General features: G+C 71.3%; 12 protein-coding genes and 1 pseudogene. 8 read left to right on the plus strand and 5 right to left on the minus strand.

What is annotated here, in order from left to right:
• Positions 1–171: 171 nt before the first annotated feature.
• From F1D61_RS22195 to F1D61_RS35430, 4 genes and pseudogenes are all read right to left on the minus strand, one after another.
• A complete protein-coding gene (locus tag F1D61_RS22195; protein ID WP_203154281.1) occupies positions 172–2,487 on the minus strand; it encodes a xanthine dehydrogenase family protein molybdopterin-binding subunit in 2,316 nt (771 codons plus the stop codon).
• A gap of 313 nt (positions 2,488–2,800) precedes the next feature.
• Positions 2,801–4,564: a response regulator gene (locus F1D61_RS22200; protein ID WP_246775470.1), complete on the minus strand. Its 1,764-nt coding sequence runs from the start codon at positions 4,562–4,564 to the stop codon at positions 2,801–2,803.
• On the minus strand, positions 4,557–5,018 hold the full coding sequence (locus F1D61_RS22205; RefSeq protein WP_203154282.1) for a response regulator: 462 nt from the start codon (positions 5,016–5,018) through the stop codon (positions 4,557–4,559). Before F1D61_RS22205 ends, F1D61_RS22200 begins: the two co-directional genes overlap by 8 nt.
• A 9-nt stretch (positions 5,019–5,027) precedes the next feature.
• Positions 5,028–7,282 (minus strand): annotated as a pseudogene (locus F1D61_RS35430) (ATP-binding protein).
• A gap of 549 nt (positions 7,283–7,831) precedes the next feature.
• Between F1D61_RS35430 and F1D61_RS22215 the strand changes: the two are divergent.
• The 6 genes from F1D61_RS22215 (at position 7,832) to F1D61_RS22240 (ending at position 16,784) form a co-directional block, all read left to right on the plus strand.
• A complete protein-coding gene (locus F1D61_RS22215) occupies positions 7,832–9,025 on the plus strand; it encodes a CaiB/BaiF CoA transferase family protein (protein ID WP_203154283.1) in 1,194 nt (397 codons plus the stop codon).
• A complete protein-coding gene (locus tag F1D61_RS22220; RefSeq protein WP_203154284.1) occupies positions 9,022–9,942 on the plus strand; it encodes a hydroxymethylglutaryl-CoA lyase in 921 nt (306 codons plus the stop codon). Before F1D61_RS22215 ends, F1D61_RS22220 begins: the two co-directional genes overlap by 4 nt.
• 317 nt (positions 9,943–10,259) lie before the next feature.
• Complete coding sequence (locus tag F1D61_RS22225) at positions 10,260–11,882, plus strand: flavin-containing monooxygenase (RefSeq protein ID WP_203154285.1); 1,623 nt, start codon at positions 10,260–10,262, stop codon at positions 11,880–11,882.
• 474 nt (positions 11,883–12,356) lie between these two features.
• A complete protein-coding gene (locus F1D61_RS22230) occupies positions 12,357–13,358 on the plus strand; it encodes a chemotaxis protein CheB (protein ID WP_203159213.1) in 1,002 nt (333 codons plus the stop codon).
• 152 nt (positions 13,359–13,510) lie between these two features.
• Positions 13,511–14,194: a spermidine synthase gene (locus tag F1D61_RS22235; RefSeq protein WP_432443319.1), complete on the plus strand. Its 684-nt coding sequence runs from the start codon at positions 13,511–13,513 to the stop codon at positions 14,192–14,194.
• A 193-nt stretch (positions 14,195–14,387) separates the two neighbouring features.
• A complete protein-coding gene (locus tag F1D61_RS22240) occupies positions 14,388–16,784 on the plus strand; it encodes a DUF3772 domain-containing protein (protein WP_203154287.1) in 2,397 nt (798 codons plus the stop codon).
• A 36-nt stretch (positions 16,785–16,820) separates the two neighbouring features.
• Here F1D61_RS22240 and F1D61_RS22245 read toward each other — a convergent pair whose 3' ends face one another.
• Positions 16,821–16,961, minus strand: coding sequence for a hypothetical protein (locus tag F1D61_RS22245; RefSeq protein WP_203154288.1), 141 nt, complete (start codon positions 16,959–16,961; stop codon positions 16,821–16,823).
• Between the two features lie 413 nt (positions 16,962–17,374).
• Between F1D61_RS22245 and F1D61_RS22250 the strand changes: the two genes are divergently transcribed.
• Both F1D61_RS22250 and F1D61_RS22255 read left to right on the plus strand, forming a co-directional pair.
• Positions 17,375–17,797: a translation initiation factor 2 gene (locus F1D61_RS22250; protein ID WP_203159214.1), complete on the plus strand. Its 423-nt coding sequence runs from the start codon at positions 17,375–17,377 to the stop codon at positions 17,795–17,797.
• A 14-nt stretch (positions 17,798–17,811) separates the two neighbouring features.
• The gene (locus tag F1D61_RS22255) at positions 17,812–18,318 is read left to right on the plus strand and encodes a CC0125/CC1285 family lipoprotein (protein WP_203154289.1); all 507 of its coding nucleotides are present in this window, start codon (positions 17,812–17,814) and stop codon (positions 18,316–18,318) included.
• Positions 18,319–18,589 lie beyond the last annotated feature (271 nt).

Below are 18,589 nucleotides of genomic sequence, written 5' to 3' on the forward strand. Positions count from 1 at the left end.
GCTCCGGATGGGTCTCTCACCCGATCCGGCCGGCTGGATCGGGGCTGCGACCACCGGCCCCCGTTTCGCATGGACCTGATGCGAGGTCCTGCGTCGATACGGGATGGTCCTGGAAAAACGGCGCCCGGCCGCGAGGCCGGGCGCCGCATCACGCTCGCGGATCGGGCCGCGTCAGGCGGCCGCCGCCTTGCGCAACGGCGCCAGGGCCGCGAACATCCGGGCCGGGGTCGCCGGCATGTCCATGTCGCGCAGGCCCACGCTGCGGTCGAGGGCGTCGACCACCGCGTTCATCACCGCCGGGCAGGAGCCGATGCTGCCCGCCTCGCCCGCGCCCTTGATACCCATCGGGTTGGTGGTCGAGGGCACGTTCTTCGTCTCGAAGTGGAAGAACGGCACGTCGCCGGCCCGCGGCATGGCGTAGTCCATGAAGCTCGCGGTCAGGAGCTGGCCGGCCTCGTCGTAGACCGTGCGCTCGTGGAGCGCCTGGCCGATGCCCTGCGCCACGCCGCCATGGACCTGGCCGGCGAGGAGCAGCGGGTTCACCACGATGCCGAAATCGTCGCAGACGGTGTAGCGCACGATCGTGGTGATGCCGGTATCCGGGTCGATCTCGACCTCGGCGACATGGGTGCCGTTCGGGTAGGTCGCGCTCGGCGGCACGAAGTCGCCCTGCCCGGTCCGCATCGCCTCGGTGGCCTTCGGCAGCGCCGCCAACGCCGCGAAGTCGATCGACCGGTCGGTGCCGGCGACCCGCACCGCGCCCTCGGCGATCTCGAGATCCTGGATGCCGGCTTCCAGCTCCTCGGAGGCGAGTTCCTTCAGCTTGCCGGCGAGGTTCTTGGAGGCGGCGCCGACCGAGATGCCGCCGACGGGAATCGAGCGCGAGCCGCCGGTACCGGCGCCCGTCGCGACCTTGTCGGTATCGCCCTGCACCACCCGGATGCGCTCCAGCGGCAGGTCGAGATGCTCGGAGGCGAACTGGGCGTAGGCCGTGGCATGGCCCTGCCCGTTCGACTGCGTGCCGACATAGACGGTCGCGCCGCCATCCTGGTCGAGGGTGATCTTGACGTCCTCACCCTCGCCCCAGGCGGTGCATTCGATGTAGGTGGCGAGCCCGATGCCGCGCACCAGACCCTTGGCACGCGACTCCGCGGCGCGGGCCTCGAAGCCGGTCCAGTCGGCCGCCTCGACGGCGCGGCCCATATGGGCGGCGAAGTCGCCGGTATCGTAGGTGCGGTCGCCGATCGGCGTGGTGTAGGGCATCGCGCTCGGCGGGATGAAGTTGCGCCGGCGGATGTCGGCCGGCGAGATCCCGGTCTCCCGCGCCGCCCGGTCGACCAGGCGCTCGATCAGGTAGGCCGCCTCCGGCCGCCCGGCGCCGCGATAGGCGTCGACCGGCACGGTGTTGGTGTAGACGCCGCGCACCCGCACATGCACCGCCGGGGTCTTGTAGACGCCGGTGAGCATCGTGGCGCCGAGATACGGGATGTAGGGCCCGTATTGCGACAGGTAGGCGCCGAGATCGCCGATCACGTCGAAGCGCATGGCGAGGAAGGTGCCGTCCGCATCGAGCGCGACCTCGCCGACCGAGAGGTTGTCGCGCCCCTGCGCGCAGGCGACGAAGTGCTCGCCCCGCTCGGACACCCACTTCACCGGCCTGTTCAGCCGGCGCGCGGCTTCCGCCGCCAGCGGATATTCGCGATAGGTGAAGGTCTTGGTGCCGAAGCCGCCGCCGACATCGCCGGTGACGACGCGGATCTGGTCCTTCTCGACGCCGAGAACGCCCATCAGGGTCTTGCGCAGGCCGTGGACGCCCTGGCTCGGGATGGTGAGGGTGAAGCGCTTGGCGCCCGCATCGTACTCGGCGACGACGCTGCGGGTCTCCATGTAGTTGGTGACGAGGCGCTGGTTCTCAACCTCGACACGCACCACCTTGGCGGCCTTGGCGAAGGCGGCGTCGACCGGGGCCTTGTCGCCCATGGTCGAGTCGAACGAGACGTTGTCCGGCTGCTCGTCCCACACCGCGGCGGCGCCGCCCGCGACGGCGCCGCGGATGCCGACGACTGCCGGCAGCACGTCGTAGTCGATGCCGATCGCCTCGACGGCGTCACGGGCCTGGGCGACCGTGTCGGCGACCACGAAGGCGACGGCGTCGCCGATATGCTTGACCTTGCCCTTGGCCAGCAGCGGGATGTGGGCGACGTGGTTCTGGCTGCCGTCGCCGTTCGGCAGCGGCGCCTGGCACTTGATCTCCTTGAGATCGGCCACGTCCTCGGCGGTGAGCACGAGATGCACGCCGGGCATCGCCCGGGCGGCCTCGAGATCGGTGATCGTGAATCCCGCATGGGCGTGCGGGCTGCGCAGCAGGGCCGCGTGCAGGCAGCCCTCGGGGGCGTGGTCGTCGCCGTAATGGCCCTCGCCGGTGATCAGCCGACGATCCTCGACCCGGCGCAAAGGCTGGCCGAGACCGAACTTGGTCACTGTCATGAAAACCTCGCGATGCGATGCGGAACGGGATGCGCGAGCGGACGCGCGGCGCGGCGCCCGGCGGGAGCGGCCCGGAATCGGGGCGCGCGGACTCGCGTGATCGAGGGGATGCGATGGCGGACCGCGTCCGGTCCTGCCTGGGCGCGGATCCGGATAAGGAGCGGTCGCGCTCCGGCCATGGATGTCACCATGGAGCTTGCCATGCGGCGTTCATCCTCCCGTGGACCGGCCGGGCGTGCGGCCCGGTCCTTATCGGAGAAACTCTAGCACGCCGGATCGGAGGCGTCTGCGGCCCTGCTGACGCGGCTTCGCATTACCCCCGGGCGGTGCCGGCGGCGCGCGCGGGCGCCTCGCCCCCGCCGGAGATCAGGGTGAGCCGCGGGCGCGGCTCGAGGATCGACGCGACCTTGCGCTCCAGGTCCTCGCCGCGGAACGGCTTCTGCACCACCCGGCCCTCGGTGCCGCCGTCGATCCGGGCAAGCGCGGTGTGGTCGGCATAACCGGTCACGAACAGGATCTGGATCGCCGGCCAGCGGCTGCGGATCACCGTCGCGACCTCTGCCCCGTTCATCCCCGGCATCGCGAAGTCGAGCACGGCGAGGTCGACGCACGGATCCGCCTCCAGCGCCTGGATCGCCGCGAGGCCCGAACTCGCCTCGCGGATCGCGTAGCCGGCCTCGCCGAGGCGCGTCGTGGTGATGTCGCGCACGTCGCCGTCGTCGTCGACGACCAGCACCACCCGCTTGTCGTCCGCGTCGCGGCTGCGGGCGCAATCGATCTCGGCCGGGCGCACCTCGTGCAGGGTGGCGTCCCCCGCCACGCGCGGCAGGTAGACCCGCACCGAGGTGCCCTCGCCCGGCACGGTCACGATGCGCACGCCGCCGCCGGACTGCTTGGCGAAGCCGTAGACCTGGGCGAGGCCGAGCCCGGAGCCCTTGCCGACCTCCTTGGTGGTGAAGAACGGCTCGAACACCCGGGCGAGCACCTCGGGCGCGATGCCGGTGCCGGTGTCGCTCACCGCCACCATGGCGTAGTCGCCCGGATTGGGCTCCTCGGGCCGGGCCGGCTCGGCCGCGAGCGGCACGTTGGCGGTCTCGATGGTCAGGCAGCCGCCGACCGCCATCGCGTCCCGGGCGTTGATCGCGAGGTTGAGGATGATGAGCTCGATCTGGGTCGCGTCGACGAGGGCCGGCCACAGATCGGGCTGCAGCGTCATCTCGATGCGGACCGAACCGCCCATCGAGCTCTGCAGCAGGTCGCGCATCGACGCGACGGTCTGGTTGAGCTGCACCGGCACCGGCGCGAGCTTCTGGCGCCGCGAGAAGGCGAGGAGCTGGGCGGTGAGCCGGGCACCGCGTTCGGCGGCGCCGCGCATCATGTCGAGGCGGCGCTTCGAGCGCTCGTCCGACACCGCGCGCTCCAGGAACTCGATGTTGCCGGCGATCACCGTCAGCAGGTTGTTGAAGTCGTGGGCGACGCCGCTGGTGAGCTGGCCCACCGCCTCGAGGCGCTGGGCCTGGCGAAGCGCGCCCTCGACCCGCTCGCGCTCGCCGATCTGGTGCTGCAACGCGGCGTTCGTCTCGGCGAGCTCCCGCGTCCGTTCGGCGACGCGCTGCTCGAGGGATTCGTTGAGGTCGCGCAGGGCCTGCTCGGCCTCCCGGCGCAGAACGTGGGCGCGCGCCTCCGCGATGGCGCGCAGGATGACCCGCGGCAGCCGGTCGAGGCGCTGCTTGGTCACGTAGTCGGTGGCGCCGTGCTTCAGCGCCTCGACCGCCACGTCCTCCCCGAGCGTGCCGGAGACGAACACGAACGGAGTTTCGGGGCAGGCCTTGCGGGCCGCGGCGAGCGCGCTCATGCCGTCGAAGGCGGGCAGCACGTAATCGGCCAGGATGATGTCGTGGCAGCGTCGTCCCGTCGCCGCCGTGAAGGCGTCGCGGGTGATCACCCGCTCGATCACGACCGCGAGGGCCGCATCCTCCAGAACCGCGGTGAGCAGCTCGCTGTCGAGGTCGCTATCCTCGAGGAGCAGGATGCGCACGGGATCTTCGCCGTTCACCGGCGCGGACGGCTCACTCACCCGACGCCCAATCGTTCCGATGGGGCGGCGGCTCGTTGAGCACGGCCCAGAACACGCCGAGATCCTGGATCGCCTCGAAGAACTCCTTGAACCCGACCGGCTTGACCACGAAGGCGTTGACGCCGAGCTCGTAGGAGCGGACGAGGTCGCTCTCCTCCCGCGACGAGGTCAGCATCACGATCGGGATCGCCCGCATCCGGGGATCGCCCTTGACCGCCGCCAGCACCTCCAGCCCGTCGACCTTCGGCAGCTTGAGGTCGAGCAGCACCACGGCGGGATCCTGGATCGGCCGGTCGGCATGCGGTCCCTGCCGGCGCAGGTATTCCAGGGCCTCGGCTCCGTCGCGGCAGATGACGATCTTGTTCGCCAGCTGGCTCTTCTCGAGGGCCGCGAGAGTCAGCTCGATGTCGTTGGGGTTGTCCTCGACCAGGAGGATCGGCTTGAGGTCGGCCATGGCGCGTCTCTAACGGAGGGGGAGCGTGAAGTGGAAGGTCGCACCCTGCCCGAGGACGCCCTCGGCCCAGACCTGCCCCCCGTGACGCTCGACGATGCGGCGGACATTCGCGAGCCCGATCCCGGTCCCCTCGAACTCCTCGACCCGGTGAAGGCGCTGGAACACGCCGAACAGCTTGTTAACATAGGACATGTCGAAGCCCACGCCATTGTCGCGGACGCAGAAAACCGCCTCGCCGTCGCGGTCGGCCTCGCGGACCACCTCGATCACCGCCTCGGGCTGGCCGCGGGTGTACTTGATGGCGTTCGAGAGCAGGTTCTCGATCACGAGCCGCATCATCACCGGATCGGCCTGGGCCCGGCCGAGCGGGCCGACCTGCCAGCGGATCGCCCGTTCGAGCGGGATGTCGCGGATCATCTTCCGCCGCACGTCCTCGACCAGCTGGTTCATGTCGCAGGAGATGCGGTTGAGGGAGTTTCGCCCCATCTGCGAGAAGGTCAGCAGGTTGTCGACGAGAGTGCCGGCCGAGAACGCCGCCTCGATGATCGTGTCGACGTAGCGCCGGCCGCGGTCCGAGAACTTGTCGCCCTCGCGCGAGCGCAGGAGCTCGGCATAGCCGACGATGTGGCGGAACGGCGCCCGCAGGTCGTGGCTCACCGAGTAGGAGAACGCCTCCAGCTCCTTGTTCGAGCGCTGCAGCTCCTCGGTCAGGGCCGCCAGCTCCTCGGCCCGGCGCAGCACGATGCCGAGCACCGCGGCGCGCAGGTCCTTGGCGGTGTCGACCTCCGGCACCGACCAGGGCAGGGAGCGGCCCTGCACGGTCTCCTTCCAGGTCTCGAAGGACTGGCGCGGATGCAGCCGGTCCGGCCCGCCGGCCGGATCCTTGGAGGTGGATTTCGTCGGGTCGCCGCCCCAGCGCACGGTCTGGACCACCTCGGGCCGGAACCACAGCACGTAGCTGGCGTATTTCTCCGAGATCGAGATGGCGAGAAGGCCGCTCGCGGTGTCGGCGATGGTGCGGGCCGGCGGGTATTCCTCGCCGAGCGCATCGGTGGCGTGGACCGCCTCGCCGGCATGCTCGGCCGAGAGCCACTCGTAGACGCCCCGCACCTGCCGCTCGGTCGGCGTCCGGCCCATCAGGTGGCAGCGCTGGCCGGTGACGATCGCCGCGCCGCCGGCATCGGTGAGGGCCAGCACGTCCTCCGGGTGCTTCAGGAAGCCTTCGACGAAGTTCTCCTCCTCCGCCATGAAGGCGAGGAGGCGGGCCTGGATCGCGCCGAGCTTCAGGCGCTGCTCGGACAGCGCGCCGCGCTCCTTGGCGGCGAGTTGCAGGGCGAAGGTCTGGGTGAGGATGTCGCAGGCGTTGCGGGTCTGCAGCGGCACCCGCCGCGGCGTCTTGTTGTGGCAGGAGATCAGGCCCCACAGGACGCCCTCGACCAGGATCGAGATCGACATCGACGCCATGGTGCCCATGTTGCGCATGTACTCGACATGGACCGGCGAGACGCTGCGCAGGACGGACTGGCTCAGGTCGAGGGGGCCCCGGTCGACGGCGTCATGAGCGGCACGATCGGCACCGGCTCGTAGGCCGCGTCCGGGATGATGCGCAGGCGGTTGCGGCGGTAGAGCTCGCGGGCCTGGGCCGGGATGTCGGAGGCCGGCCAGCGCAGGTCGAGGTAGGAGGGCAGCACGCCGTTGCCGTCCTCCGCCACCACGGTGCCGTTCCAGTCGCGGTCGAACCGGTAGACCAGGGCGCGGTCGAAGCCGGTGAGCAGACGGATGTCGGCGGCGAGCAGGCCGCACAGATCCTCGACCGTCGCGGCCGCGTGCAGCGCCTCGATGAAGGCACGCAGGCGCGGATAGAGCGAATCGAGGCTCGCGGCGGCCGCCCCGACCCCCGCGCTCTCCTCGAATTCGAGCACGGTGAGCGCGCCGGTCCGGTGGGCCGCGAGGTCGTAGGCGCGGGTGCCCGTCCCGGTCTCCAGGGTCAGCGTGCCGAGATAGGCCGCGCCGTCATGGCCGAGCTCGGCCGACAGGAACCCGGTGATCGCGTCCCCGGCCTCGGGCACGACCGCGTGCAGGGGACGGCCATGGGCCCGGCCGGTCGGGCATCCCGGCAGGTCGGGCAGGTTGGCGCTGGCCTGGACGACGCGCAGTTCCGGTCCTTCGAGCGCCAGCAGGAAGCCGTGCGGCTGCAGCGTGCCGAGAATGTGGATCGGCTCCTTGTCGCAGGCCGTGAGTTCCGCCGGTTGCACAGACCGCATCGTCGTCCTACCCCACCCGCGTGCCCTGCGAACCCGAAGCGATCCCGGCGCCCGCACCTTACGGGAAGGCAAGGATTCCCACCAGTGCGGGCGACCCATCCGACGCGACGGACAATTCAGGTTCACAGCCTTCTCCCGTCCGTCGTCGGCCGGCACCCGATGCCGATACCGGCGGCATCGTCTTGCCGGGTTTTCCAGGAAATACTCATGAGGATCGATCTTATGGGATAAATATACTATATTGTCGCAGCCGGCGCGACCATGCCCATCATGGGCGCGAGCCGGGTGGCATCGTAACGGCGTCAGTTCCCGCCCGGGTCGGAGTGGCGGTCCCAGGCGTGGCCCAATGCGACGGGCGGCCGCACCCTCACGCGGGCGGATGGCTCGCGATCGGGCCCGCGACGGATGGCCGATGGAGCGCCCCGCCACGCTCTCGCCTGCCGCCGGCGCTCTCCTGGCGCGGATGGTCCCTCGCGAGATACGGTTGGATCCGCCCGGCATTCTTCAACTATGGAAGGCGCAAAGGCCTATCGCATCGGAGGAGACGTCATGAGCGGGCCGCTCGCGGGCATTCGCGTCCTGGAACTCGGGCAGCTGATCGCCGCGCCCTTCGCCACCCGCCTGATGGCGGAGTTCGGCGCCGAGGTGATCAAGGTCGAGCCGCCCGGCGAGGGCGACCCCTTGCGCAAGTGGCGCAAGATGCACGAGGGCACCTCGCTCTGGTGGTACCTGCAGTCGCGCAACAAGAAGTCGATCGCCGTCAACCTGAAGTCGCCGGAAGGGCTGGCGATCGTCAAGCAGCTCGCCGGGAGCGCCGACGTGGTGGTCGAGAACTTCCGGCCCGGCGGGCTCGAGAAACTCGGCTTGGGCTGGGACGTGCTCTCGGGCCTCAACCCGAACCTCGTGATGGTCCGCATCTCCGGCTACGGCCAGACCGGGCCCTACCGCGACCGGCCCGGCTTCGGGGCGATCGGCGAGTCGATGGGGGGCCTGCGCTTCACCACCGGCGACCCGAGCACGCCGCCGGCCCGCGTCGGCGTCAGCATCGGCGACACCCTCGCCTCGCTCCACGGCGTCATCGGCGCCCTGATGGCGCTCCTGCGGGTCAAGACCGGCCAGGGCGCCGGCCAGGTGATCGACGTCTCGCTCGTCGAGAGCGTGTTCAACGTCATGGAGAGCCTGGTGCCGGAATACGACCTTTTGGGCGAGGTCCGCACCCGCACCGGCGGCGCTCTGCCGGGCATCACGCCCTCGAACACCTATCCGAGCCGGGATGGCGGCTTCGTCGTCGTCGCCGGCAACAGCGACCCGATCTTCCGCCGCCTGATGACCGCGATCGGCCGGCCCGACCTCGCCGAGGATCCGGCCTTCCGCAACAACGAGGGCCGCTCGAAACAGGCCGCGATGCTGGACGGCGTCATCGCCGACTGGACGAAGGGCCGCACCGTCGCGGAAGCCCTCGCGGTGCTCGACGCCGCCGAGGTGCCGGCCGGCCGGATCTACTCGGTGGCCGACATCGTCGCCGACCCGCATTACAACGCCCGCGACATGATCCTGGAGGCGGACCTGCCCGGCGACACGAAGGTGAAGATGCCCGGCATCGTGCCGAAGCTTTCCGAGACGCCTGGCAGCGTGCGCTGGCAGGGCCCGGCGCTCGGCGCCCACACCGATTCGGTCCTCGCCGAGCTCGGCTTCGACGAGGCCGGCATCGCCGCCCTGCGCGAGAAGGGAGCCGTCGCGTGAGCGGGATCGTCATCCAGGAGGTCGCGACCCGCGACGGGTTCCAGATCGAGCCGGTCTTCGTGCCGACCGCGGACAAAATCCGGCTGATCGACGCCCTGGCGCAAGCCGGCTTCACCCGCATCGAAGTCTCGTCCTTCGTCTCGCCGAAGGCGGTGCCGGCCCTCGCCGATGCGGCCGAGGTCTTCGCCGGCATCGCGCGCCGGCCCGGCACCCGCTACGTCGCCCTCGTGCCGAACCCGAAGGGCGCCGAGCGGGCGCTGGCCGCGCGGGTCGACGAGATCAACCTCGTCGCCTCGGTGAGCGAGACCCATAACCGCGCCAACATGGGCATGACGCCGGAGGCCTCGATCCGCGGATTCGCCGCGATCATGGACACGGTGCGCGGGCGGGTCGGCGTCAACGCCACGGTGGCGACCGCCTTCGGCTGCCCGTTCGAGGGGCTCCAGCCCGAGGACAAGGTGCTGGCCCAGGTCGAGCACTATCTGGACCTCGGCGTCGACGGGGTGACGCTCGCCGACACCACCGGCATGGCCAATCCGCGCCAGGTCGCCCGCCTCGTCGCCCGGGCTCTGCCCCTGGTGGGGTCCGACCGCTTGACCTTGCACTTCCACAACACCCGCGGCTGCGGCCTCGCCAACGTGCTCGCCGCCTTTGACGCCGGGGCGCGCCGGTTCGACGCCGCGCTCGGGGGCCTCGGCGGCTGCCCCTTCGCCCCCGGCGCCACCGGCAACATCTGCACCGAGGATCTGGCGAGCATGGCCGAGGAGATGGGCCTGTCGACCGGCCTCGACCTCGACGCGCTCATCGCCCTGTCCCGCGACCTGCCCCGCCTCGTCGGCCACGACGGGCCGGGCCAGGTCGCCAAGGCCGGCCGGCCCCTCGACCTGCACCCCGCCCCGCCGCTCAAGACGGCCTGACACCGGCGCGCGCGCCGCCCATCGGATGCCGGCTCCGTCTCCCCCCCCGATCCTCCATCATGGGTGGCGCGCGCTCACGGCGCTTGGTCGAGGCCCCCGAGACTTGCCACGCAGACTTGCGTTGGCAGGCCAACGCTTCGTCCGCTTGGGTTGTTGTTTTGTCGCAGATTTTTATCGCAAAACCGGCAGCCACTTTTGCGAAATCTGCTTAGCCTGCCGGAAAGGCACCGCGGTCACGCCATGATCGCGGGAGCCGACATCAGGGAGCCGGGCGCCCGCGGACGCCACGGCCTTCCGGTCAGGGAGACGCCGACGCCATGGAAACGCCAAACGAGGCCGGCCCGGTTCGCCGCTACGACGCGATCATCGTCGGTGCCGGGTTCTCCGGCCTGTACCAGTTGCACCTGCTGCGCGACCGGGTCGGCCTGTCGGTGCGGGTGCTGGAGGCGGCCGAGGGCATCGGCGGCACCTGGTACTGGAACCGCTATCCGGGCGCGCGCTGCGACTCCGAGAGCTACTACTATTCCTACTCGTTCTCGCGGGACCTGGAGGACGAGTGGGACTGGACCGAGCGCTATCCCGAGCACGGCGAGATCCGCCGCTACCTCGACCACGTCGCCGACCGCTTCTCCTTGCGGCGTGACATCCAGCTCGGCACCCGGGTGTCGGGCGCCGCCTATGACGAGGCCGCGAAACGCTGGATCGTCACCACGGAGGCCGGCGAGCGGTTCGAGGCCCAGTTCCTGATCACCGCCGTCGGCTGCCTGTCGAGCGCCAACGTGCCGGCGATCCCGGGCCTCGAAAGCTTTGCCGGGGCCTGGTACCATACGGGTCGCTGGCCGCACGAGGGCGTCGACTTCTCGGGCAAGCGGGTCGGGCTGATCGGCACCGGCTCGACCGGCATCCAGGCGGCGCCGGTCATCGCGGCGGAGGCCGCCCACCTCACGGTGTTCCAGCGCACCGCCAATTACAGCGTGCCGGCCCGCAACGGCCCGATGGACGACGCCTTCAAGGCCTGGGTGCGCCAGAACGCATCCGCGTTGCGCGAGAAGGCCCGCGCGGCGCCGAACGGCCATCCCTTCGATTTCTCCGACCGCTCGGTGTTCGACGTCTCGCCCGCGGAGCGGCAGGCGATCTACGAGGCGGCCTGGGAGCGCGGCGGCCTGCGCTTCCGCGCCTCCTTCCGCGACATCATGCTCGATGCGAAGGCCAACGAAACCGCCTCGGCCTTCATCCGGGACAAGATCCGCAGCATCGTCGCGGATCCGGAGACGGCGGAAGCGCTCACGCCGCGCGACCACCTCTTCGCGACCAAGCGCCCTCCGATCGACACCCATTACTTCGAGACCTTCAACCGCCCCAATGTCACGCTGGTCGATCTCAAGAAGGCGCCGATCGCCGCGATCGTGCCGGAGGGCGTGCGGATTGCGGACGCGACCTACCCCCTCGACGTCATCGTCTTCGCCACCGGATTCGATGCGCTGACCGGCCCCCTTCTCTCCCTCGACATCCGCGGTCGCGACGGGCTGGCGCTCAGGGACGTGTGGGCGGACGGTCCGAAGAGCTATCTCGGCCTGCAGGTCCCGGGCTTCCCGAACCTGTTCACGATGACCGGCCCGGGCAGCCCCTCCGTGCTCACCAACATGCCGGTGGCGATCGAGCAGCACGCCGAATGGATCGCCGACTGCCTCTCGCATCTCCGCGAGCGCGGCCTCGATCGGGTCGAGGCGACGCCGGAGGCGGCGGACATGTGGGGCGCGGAGGTCGACCGGGCCGCGTCGGCGACGCTGCTGCCGATGGCGAGCAGTTCGTGGTACCTGGGCGCCAACGTACCGGGCAAGCCGCGGGTCTTCATGCCCTATGCCGGTGGCATGGCGCATTATCGCGGCATCTGCGAGCAGGTTGCCGCCCGGGGCTATGACGGCTTCGCCCTGCGGTGAAGTACCCTCCCCCGCCGGATCGCCCGGCGGGGTCTCTCCGTGACGAAGAGGGTGGAGCGGCAGAGGCGGCGTAAAGCCTCGGCCATCGTCGGCCGGTCGGACCGCTTGCCGCTCTCCGCCTCGACCACCCCTCGAACGGGGCGCCACCGGCTGCCGTAAAGATAATCCGCTACCGCCCTGCCGTGCCTCCACCCCGAGGCCGGGCGCGCCCTGCTTCGCCATGGACGCGCGCAGGCAGGTGAGGGACATGCCTTCGGCCAAGGACCGTCGCGCTCGTCGCGGTCGAGCCGACATTCGTTGAAAATCTTGCAGCAGGCCCGGCTGCTCGCTGTCATCGGGCGGGTTGCGCGCTGTCATCCAGCCCGTCGAAAATCCGCGCCGCGCCCCTCGTCCCTCCCAAGATTCCACACGTTGGCCGACACCGCGACGGTGGAGCCCCCGGCCATGAGCAACTCGACGATGAAGAACCCGGCGATGACCAATCGCGACATCGTCGTCATCGGCGGCTCCTCCGGGGCGACGGCTCCGCTGAAGACGATCCTCGGCGCCCTGGCGCCGGACCTGCCGGCGGCGGTGTTCGTCGTGCTGCACGTGCCCGCCCGCAGCCTCGGCGTGCTGGCGACCGTGACCGCGGCGGCGACCCACCTGCCGGTCCAGGCGGCGGTCGACGGCATGGCGATCCGGCCCGGCACCGTCACCCTCGGCGTGCCGGATCACCACCTGATCCTGGCGGAGGGCGTGATCCGGCTCGGGCGCGGCCCGCGCGAGAACATGGCCCGGCCCTCGATCGATCCGCTGTTCCGCTCGGCCGCCGCCGCCTACGGCCCCCGGGTGATCGGCATTCTTCTCAGCGGCTTCCTGAACGACGGCGCCTCGGGCCTGGAGGCGATCAAGGCCTGCGGCGGGATCACCCTGGTGCAGGACCCCGCCGAGGCGCTGGCCGACGAGATGCCGCGCAGCGCGCTCGCCGCCCTGGAGGTCGACCTCACGCTTCCCGCGGTGCGGATCGGCGACGTGCTGGCGGACCTGGTGCGTGGCGCGCCCGGGCCGGGCCGGCCGGCCTCGCCGGAGCTGCGCCTCGAGGTCGACATCGCGGCGGGCGAGCGGATCGACGCCGAGGTGCTGCGCCGCATCGCCGATCCCGCCGCCCTCACCTGCCCGCAATGCGGCGGCGTGCTCTCGCAGGTGCGCGACGCCAAGCCGTTGCGGTTCCGCTGCCAGGTCGGCCACGCCCTGTCGGCCGAGACGGTCGCCAAGAAGCAGGAGGGCGCCGTCGACGAGGCGCTGCGGGTCGCCCTGCGGATCGTCGAGGAGCGGGCGGAGCTCGTCCGCCGCATGGCGCGGGACGGACGCGAGGCCGGCCGCTCGGCCGTCGGCGCGCTGTACGAGGAGCGCGCCGCCGAGTACAGCCGCTACGCCGACACGATCCGCAAGGCCGTGCTCCTCCGGCTGCCGCCGGGCGACGAGGAGGCGTGAGGGTTCGTCCGGCCCGGTCGCGGGACGGCGACGCGTCAGCCGGCGCCCCCTTGCGAGCGGACCGAACGACACGCGGCGCCTGCCCCCGTCCGGCGGCGGAAAAGAGACGAGAGACGAGACCGATGAGGCGTTCCCTCGCGCCCGGCGCGGCTTTGGCGGGCTGGACCGAACTCGAGACCGGCCCGATCCCCGGCGGGGGCGGGTCCCTGCGGCTGGTGCGGCGTGACGACGAGTACCTGATCGTCGTCGCCGGCATGGAGCTGATGGGCAGCCATCGCAGCGGCTCGGAGCGGGACCTCGCGTCCCTCGCCTGCGCGGCCCTGCGCGACCGGGCCGGCCCGCGGATGCTGATCGGCGGGCTCGGCATGGGTTTCACCCTGCGGGCGGCCCTTTCCGAGCTCGGTTCCGACGCACGGATCGTCGTCGCCGAGCTGGTGCCGGCGGTCCTGGCCTGGGCCCGCGGCCCGCTGGCCCACGTCTTCGGCGGCTGCCTCGACGATCCGCGGGTCGAGATCCGCGAGGCCGACGTCAACCGGGTGATCCAGTCCGGGCCGCAGGCCTGGGACGCGATCCTGCTCGACGTCGACAACGGCCCGCGCGGCCTGGTCAGCCGGGCGAACGACCGGCTCTACGATGCCTGGGGGCTGAAGCGGGCGTTCTGGGCCCTGCGGCCGGGCGGCGTGCTCGCCGTCTGGTCGGGCTGCCCGGACCGTCACTTCAAGGCCCGCCTGCAGCGCATCGGCTTTGCCGTCGTGGAGCACCGCATCCGCTCCGAGCGCCCCGGGCGGACCCCGCACGTGGTCTGGATCGCCACGCGCCCGGCCGAGGGCGGGTGAGGACGCGGCGGGACGCCGGGGTGGCCGGACGATCGACCGCGCGAACCGGGGTCGTCGACCTTGCCGATCGGCGCGGGCATGTTACGCAGCCTGCGGCCAAGCTTCGCACGGCGTGGCGTACCGGTCTGCGCTCCTCATGCCCCTCCTCGATCCCGTCCGCCGCCTTCCGGTTCTCCTGCCGAGCCGACCTGCGTTGGCAGGCCGACGCTTCGCCCGCTTATTTTCTTGGTTCGTCGCAGATTTTTCGCGCCGAACCGGTCGCCGCTTCGGCGACATCTGCTCAGGGCTGCCGGTTCTGCTCGCGACCGTCCTCCTGCTCGCCCTGGCGCTCCCCGCCTCGGCCCGGGCCGACGATGCGCGCCGGGCCGCGCTGAGCACCGGCATCGCCACGGCCCGGGCCGAGGCGGATCGCCTGCAGGGCGACTTCAAGGGCCTGCTCGGCGTGCGCGAGCGGGTCGAGACCCTGATCACCGAGGCCAAGGCGCTGCGGCGGGAGGCGGAGGCGGCCCGGACCCGGCTCCAGGCGCAACTCGCGGAGATCGGCCGCGCCGCTGTGCCGGAGGCCGCAGGCGCCGAGAAACGAGCGGCCGAGGCCGATCTGGCCCAGGTCGAGGCCCGGCTGCGCCAGGACGGGCAGGCCCTGCGCGCCGCCGAGGACGTGCTGAACCGGGTGACCGAGGCGCGCCGGTCGCTGTTCGCCCAGCGCCTCCTCGCCCCGAGCCCGAGCCCCCTCGGTCCGGCCTTCTGGAGCGAGCTCCTCGATCGGGCGGTGCCGCAGATCGGCGAGAGGATGGCGGCGCTCGGCGCGAAGGGCGCGGCGAACGACTGGGACGAGGACCTTCTCGGCCTCATCGTCTTCCTGGTCGCGAGCGCCCTGATCTACTGGGCCTGCCGGGCGATCGGCCGCCGCCTGACGCGGCGCTGGCGCCGTTTCGCCGGGCGGGCCGGGATCGGGCCGCGGCGGGCGGCGGCGGTCCATACCCTGATCGCGCTCGGCATCATGGTGGCGCCGGTCCCGGTGGCGGTGGCCCTGGTGATCCTGCTCGACGACGAGCTGGACCTCAGCTCCGGCAGCATCGATTCCGTGCTGGTGCGCCTCGTGGCGGCGATCGCCGGCGTGCTCCTCGGCACCGGTATCCTTCAGGCGCTGGTGGCGCCGCGCGACCCGTCCGTTAGGCTGCTCGCGGTCGGCGATTCTGCGGCGCGGACGGTCCAGCGCACCGGCGCGGCGATGCTGCTGATCTATGCCGCGAGCCTCGTCGTCGTCGAGTTCACCGTCATGGCGCAGCTGCGCGCGGCGATCGGCGAGGCCGTGACGAGCCTCGCGGTCCTCGCCTGCTGCGTCCTCCTCAGCCTCGCCCTGGCGCGGCTCGCCCATGCCGAGCCCCCGGATGCGGACGAGGCGGCGGCGATGCCGGCGGCCTCCCCGGTCGGCTTCCTCGGCGCGCTGGCGCCCCTGGCCTGGGTGGTCACCGCCGCGGCCTTCGCCTGCACGCTTCTCGGCCTCACGGCGCTCGGCTCGTTCCTGATCGGGCGCCTCCTCGTCACCGGGGTGCTGGTGGCCTTCGGCTGGATCGTGCTGATCGGCGTCGACACGCTCTCGGTCGGGGCGGAGGACGTCGCCCGCTCGCCCCGGCTGTCGCGGCTGTGCCGGACGTTCTCGCTCCGTCCGGAACTGCTGGCTCTCGCCTCGATCGTGGTCTCGGGCCTGCTGCACGCCCTCGTCGTCGGCGCGATGGTGTTCGTGGTCGTCGGCCCGTGGAGCCTCGCCCATGGCGACCTGAACCCTTTCCAGGACGCCTTCCTCGGCACGACGGTGGCGGATCTGCGCGGCTGGATCGGTGCGGCGGGCCTCGCGCTCTTCGTCTTCGGGCTCGGCCTGCTCGCGACCCGGCTCGCCACCGGCTGGCTCGACCGGCGCTTCCTGCCCCAGACGCGGCTCGACGCGGGGGCGCGCTACTCGGTCATCACCGTGGTGGGCTATGGCGGGCTCGCCGTCACCCTGGTGGCGGCGCTCGGCCAGCTCGGGGTGAATCCGCAGAGCCTCACGGTGATCGCCGGTGCCCTCTCGGTCGGCATCGGCTTCGGCCTGCAGAGCATCGTGTCGAACTTCGTCTCGGGGCTGATCGTGCTCGCCGAGCGGCCGGTCCGGGTCGGCGACCTCGTCACCGTCAAGGGCGAGGAGGGCCGGGTGAAGAAGATCAGCGTGCGCTCGACCCTGATCGCCACCGGCGACCGCACCGACCTCGTGGTCCCGAACACCGACCTCATCACCTCGATCGTCCGCAACAAGACGCTCACGGACGACACCCAGCGCCTGCGCGTGCCGCTGCTCCTCGACAGGGACACCGACATCGAGGTGCTGAACGAGATCCTGGTCAAGGTGATGGAGCGCCATCCCAACGTCGCGCCGACGCCCGCCCCGAGCGCCCTGCTGATGCGGATCGGCGAGAACGGCCTCGAATACGAGGTGCGCTGCTTCCTCGTCGACCTCGCGGCGGGCGACACGACCCGCAGCGAGCTGAACACGATCTGGCTGACGCTGTTCCGCCGCGCCGGCATCACCCTCGGCGGACCGCCCCGGGCCTGACCGGCAAATGGCCCGGCAAGTGGGTCGGCAAGCGGCTCAGAGCGCCGCGACGAGCGGCACGGCCACCACGAGGGCGATGGCCACCGCGAGCGCGACCGAGAGGCCGAGGGCGATCACGGGCCCGGCCGACGGTCGCTCCTCGGCCGTCCGCGGCCGTTCGACAGGGAGCAGGGTCATCACGAAGCCGATTGTCGACGCTTGAAATCCGCCACCAGGATAGCACGCTCCGCAAGACGAGACAGGCCGCAACCCACGCTCCGCGTCTCGAAGATCTTGTCCCACGTCTCAAAACGTTTCGTGCCGTGCCGTGTCCGCGACGACGGGGGACGCCCGGCCGGTTCGTGCACCGGCGAGACCGGGATCGTCGACTCGATGAGACCCGCCGTGGCGACCGGACCGGCCGTCTCATTTGTCGGAACGTGCCGTCTCAATCGCGGCAACCGCCCTGGACAGGCGGATATCGCTGCGAAACAAGCGGGTGGGTCTCACGGCAAAGCTTGTCGCGACCGGCCCGGGATCCCCTTCATCCTTCACCGCCCTCCTGACAGTGGACGCGGCCGCCGGGCGGCCCTCCGCGCGAGCCCGACGTGATGCGCATCATCGCCGCTTCCTTAAGCTTCCTCGCCCTGACCGCCTGCGGGACCGTGACCCGCGGGACGACCGAGCAGATCACCTTCCTGTCGGAACCGCCGGGCGCCGCGATGCGCACCTCGTTCGGTCCGACCTGCCCGGTCACGCCCTGCACCCTCGACATCCCGCGCAAGCAGGAATTCGTCTCGACCTTCTCGCTGCCCGGCCATGCCGACGTGGACGTGCCGGTCGTCACGAAGGTGAGCGGGACGGGCGGCGCCAGCATGGCGGGGAACCTCGTCGCGGGCGGCGTCATCGGGGCCGGGGTCGACGCCTATAACGGCACCGCCTACGACCATACCCCGAACCCGGTCATCGGGCGGATGGTCCCGTTCTCCTCGCCGTTGCCGGCCCGCCGCCGCCGCGCCGCGCCGCAGAGCTGACGGAGCCCGCCCCGATGTCCCCGACGACCCCGCGCCGCCTGGCGGCGGGCGCCACTCTCCTGGCGGCCCTCGCGACCGGCGCCTGCCAGACCTCGTACAAGAGCAACAACACCGGCATCGGCCTCACCGGCGGCGTGCGCGCCGAGGCGGTGACGCCGGACCTCTACCGCATCGAGGCCCGGGGCAACGGCTTCACCAGCAAGGGCCGGGTGCAGGATTTCGTGATGCTGAAGGCGGCCGAGATCACCCTCGCCAACGGCCGCACGCACTTCCTCGTCACGGATTCCCGCGACACCACCGAGCGCAGCCACTACCGCGGGGCGTCCCGGTCGGAGACGGTGTGGCGGGGCGATTCCCGCGTCACCACCACCACGCCGGGCTTCGTCAACACGGTGGTGCGGCCGGGGGAGGATTCCTACGTGCGCCTGCTCTCGAAATCCGCCGGGCCGCTGCCGCCCGACGCGCTCGACGCCGCGGACGTGATCCGGGTGGTCGGTCCGCGCGTGGCGCAGGACGACTGATCTGATATCAATGGCCCAAGATGCTGACGCATCGGGCCATTGAGCCATCTCGAATTGTCTATGCCAAGCCAGAGGCTTGACGAAAATTCGAGAACGGAACCAAAGGTCGTTTCCAACGACCGTTGGTATGAGATGCCAACCCGTCGATCTCGGGCAAGCCCGAGATCGACGCGCCGTCGGCGTCCTGATGCGACGGCCGGACCCGCTCGGGCATGGGACGTTTGCGGCTTCGCCGCGCGGGATTTCCGCATCGCGACGAACCTCGATGGCG

It is taken from the genome of Methylobacterium aquaticum (genome assembly GCF_016804325.1).
Classification (GTDB): Bacteria; Pseudomonadota; Alphaproteobacteria; order Rhizobiales; family Beijerinckiaceae; genus Methylobacterium; species Methylobacterium aquaticum_C.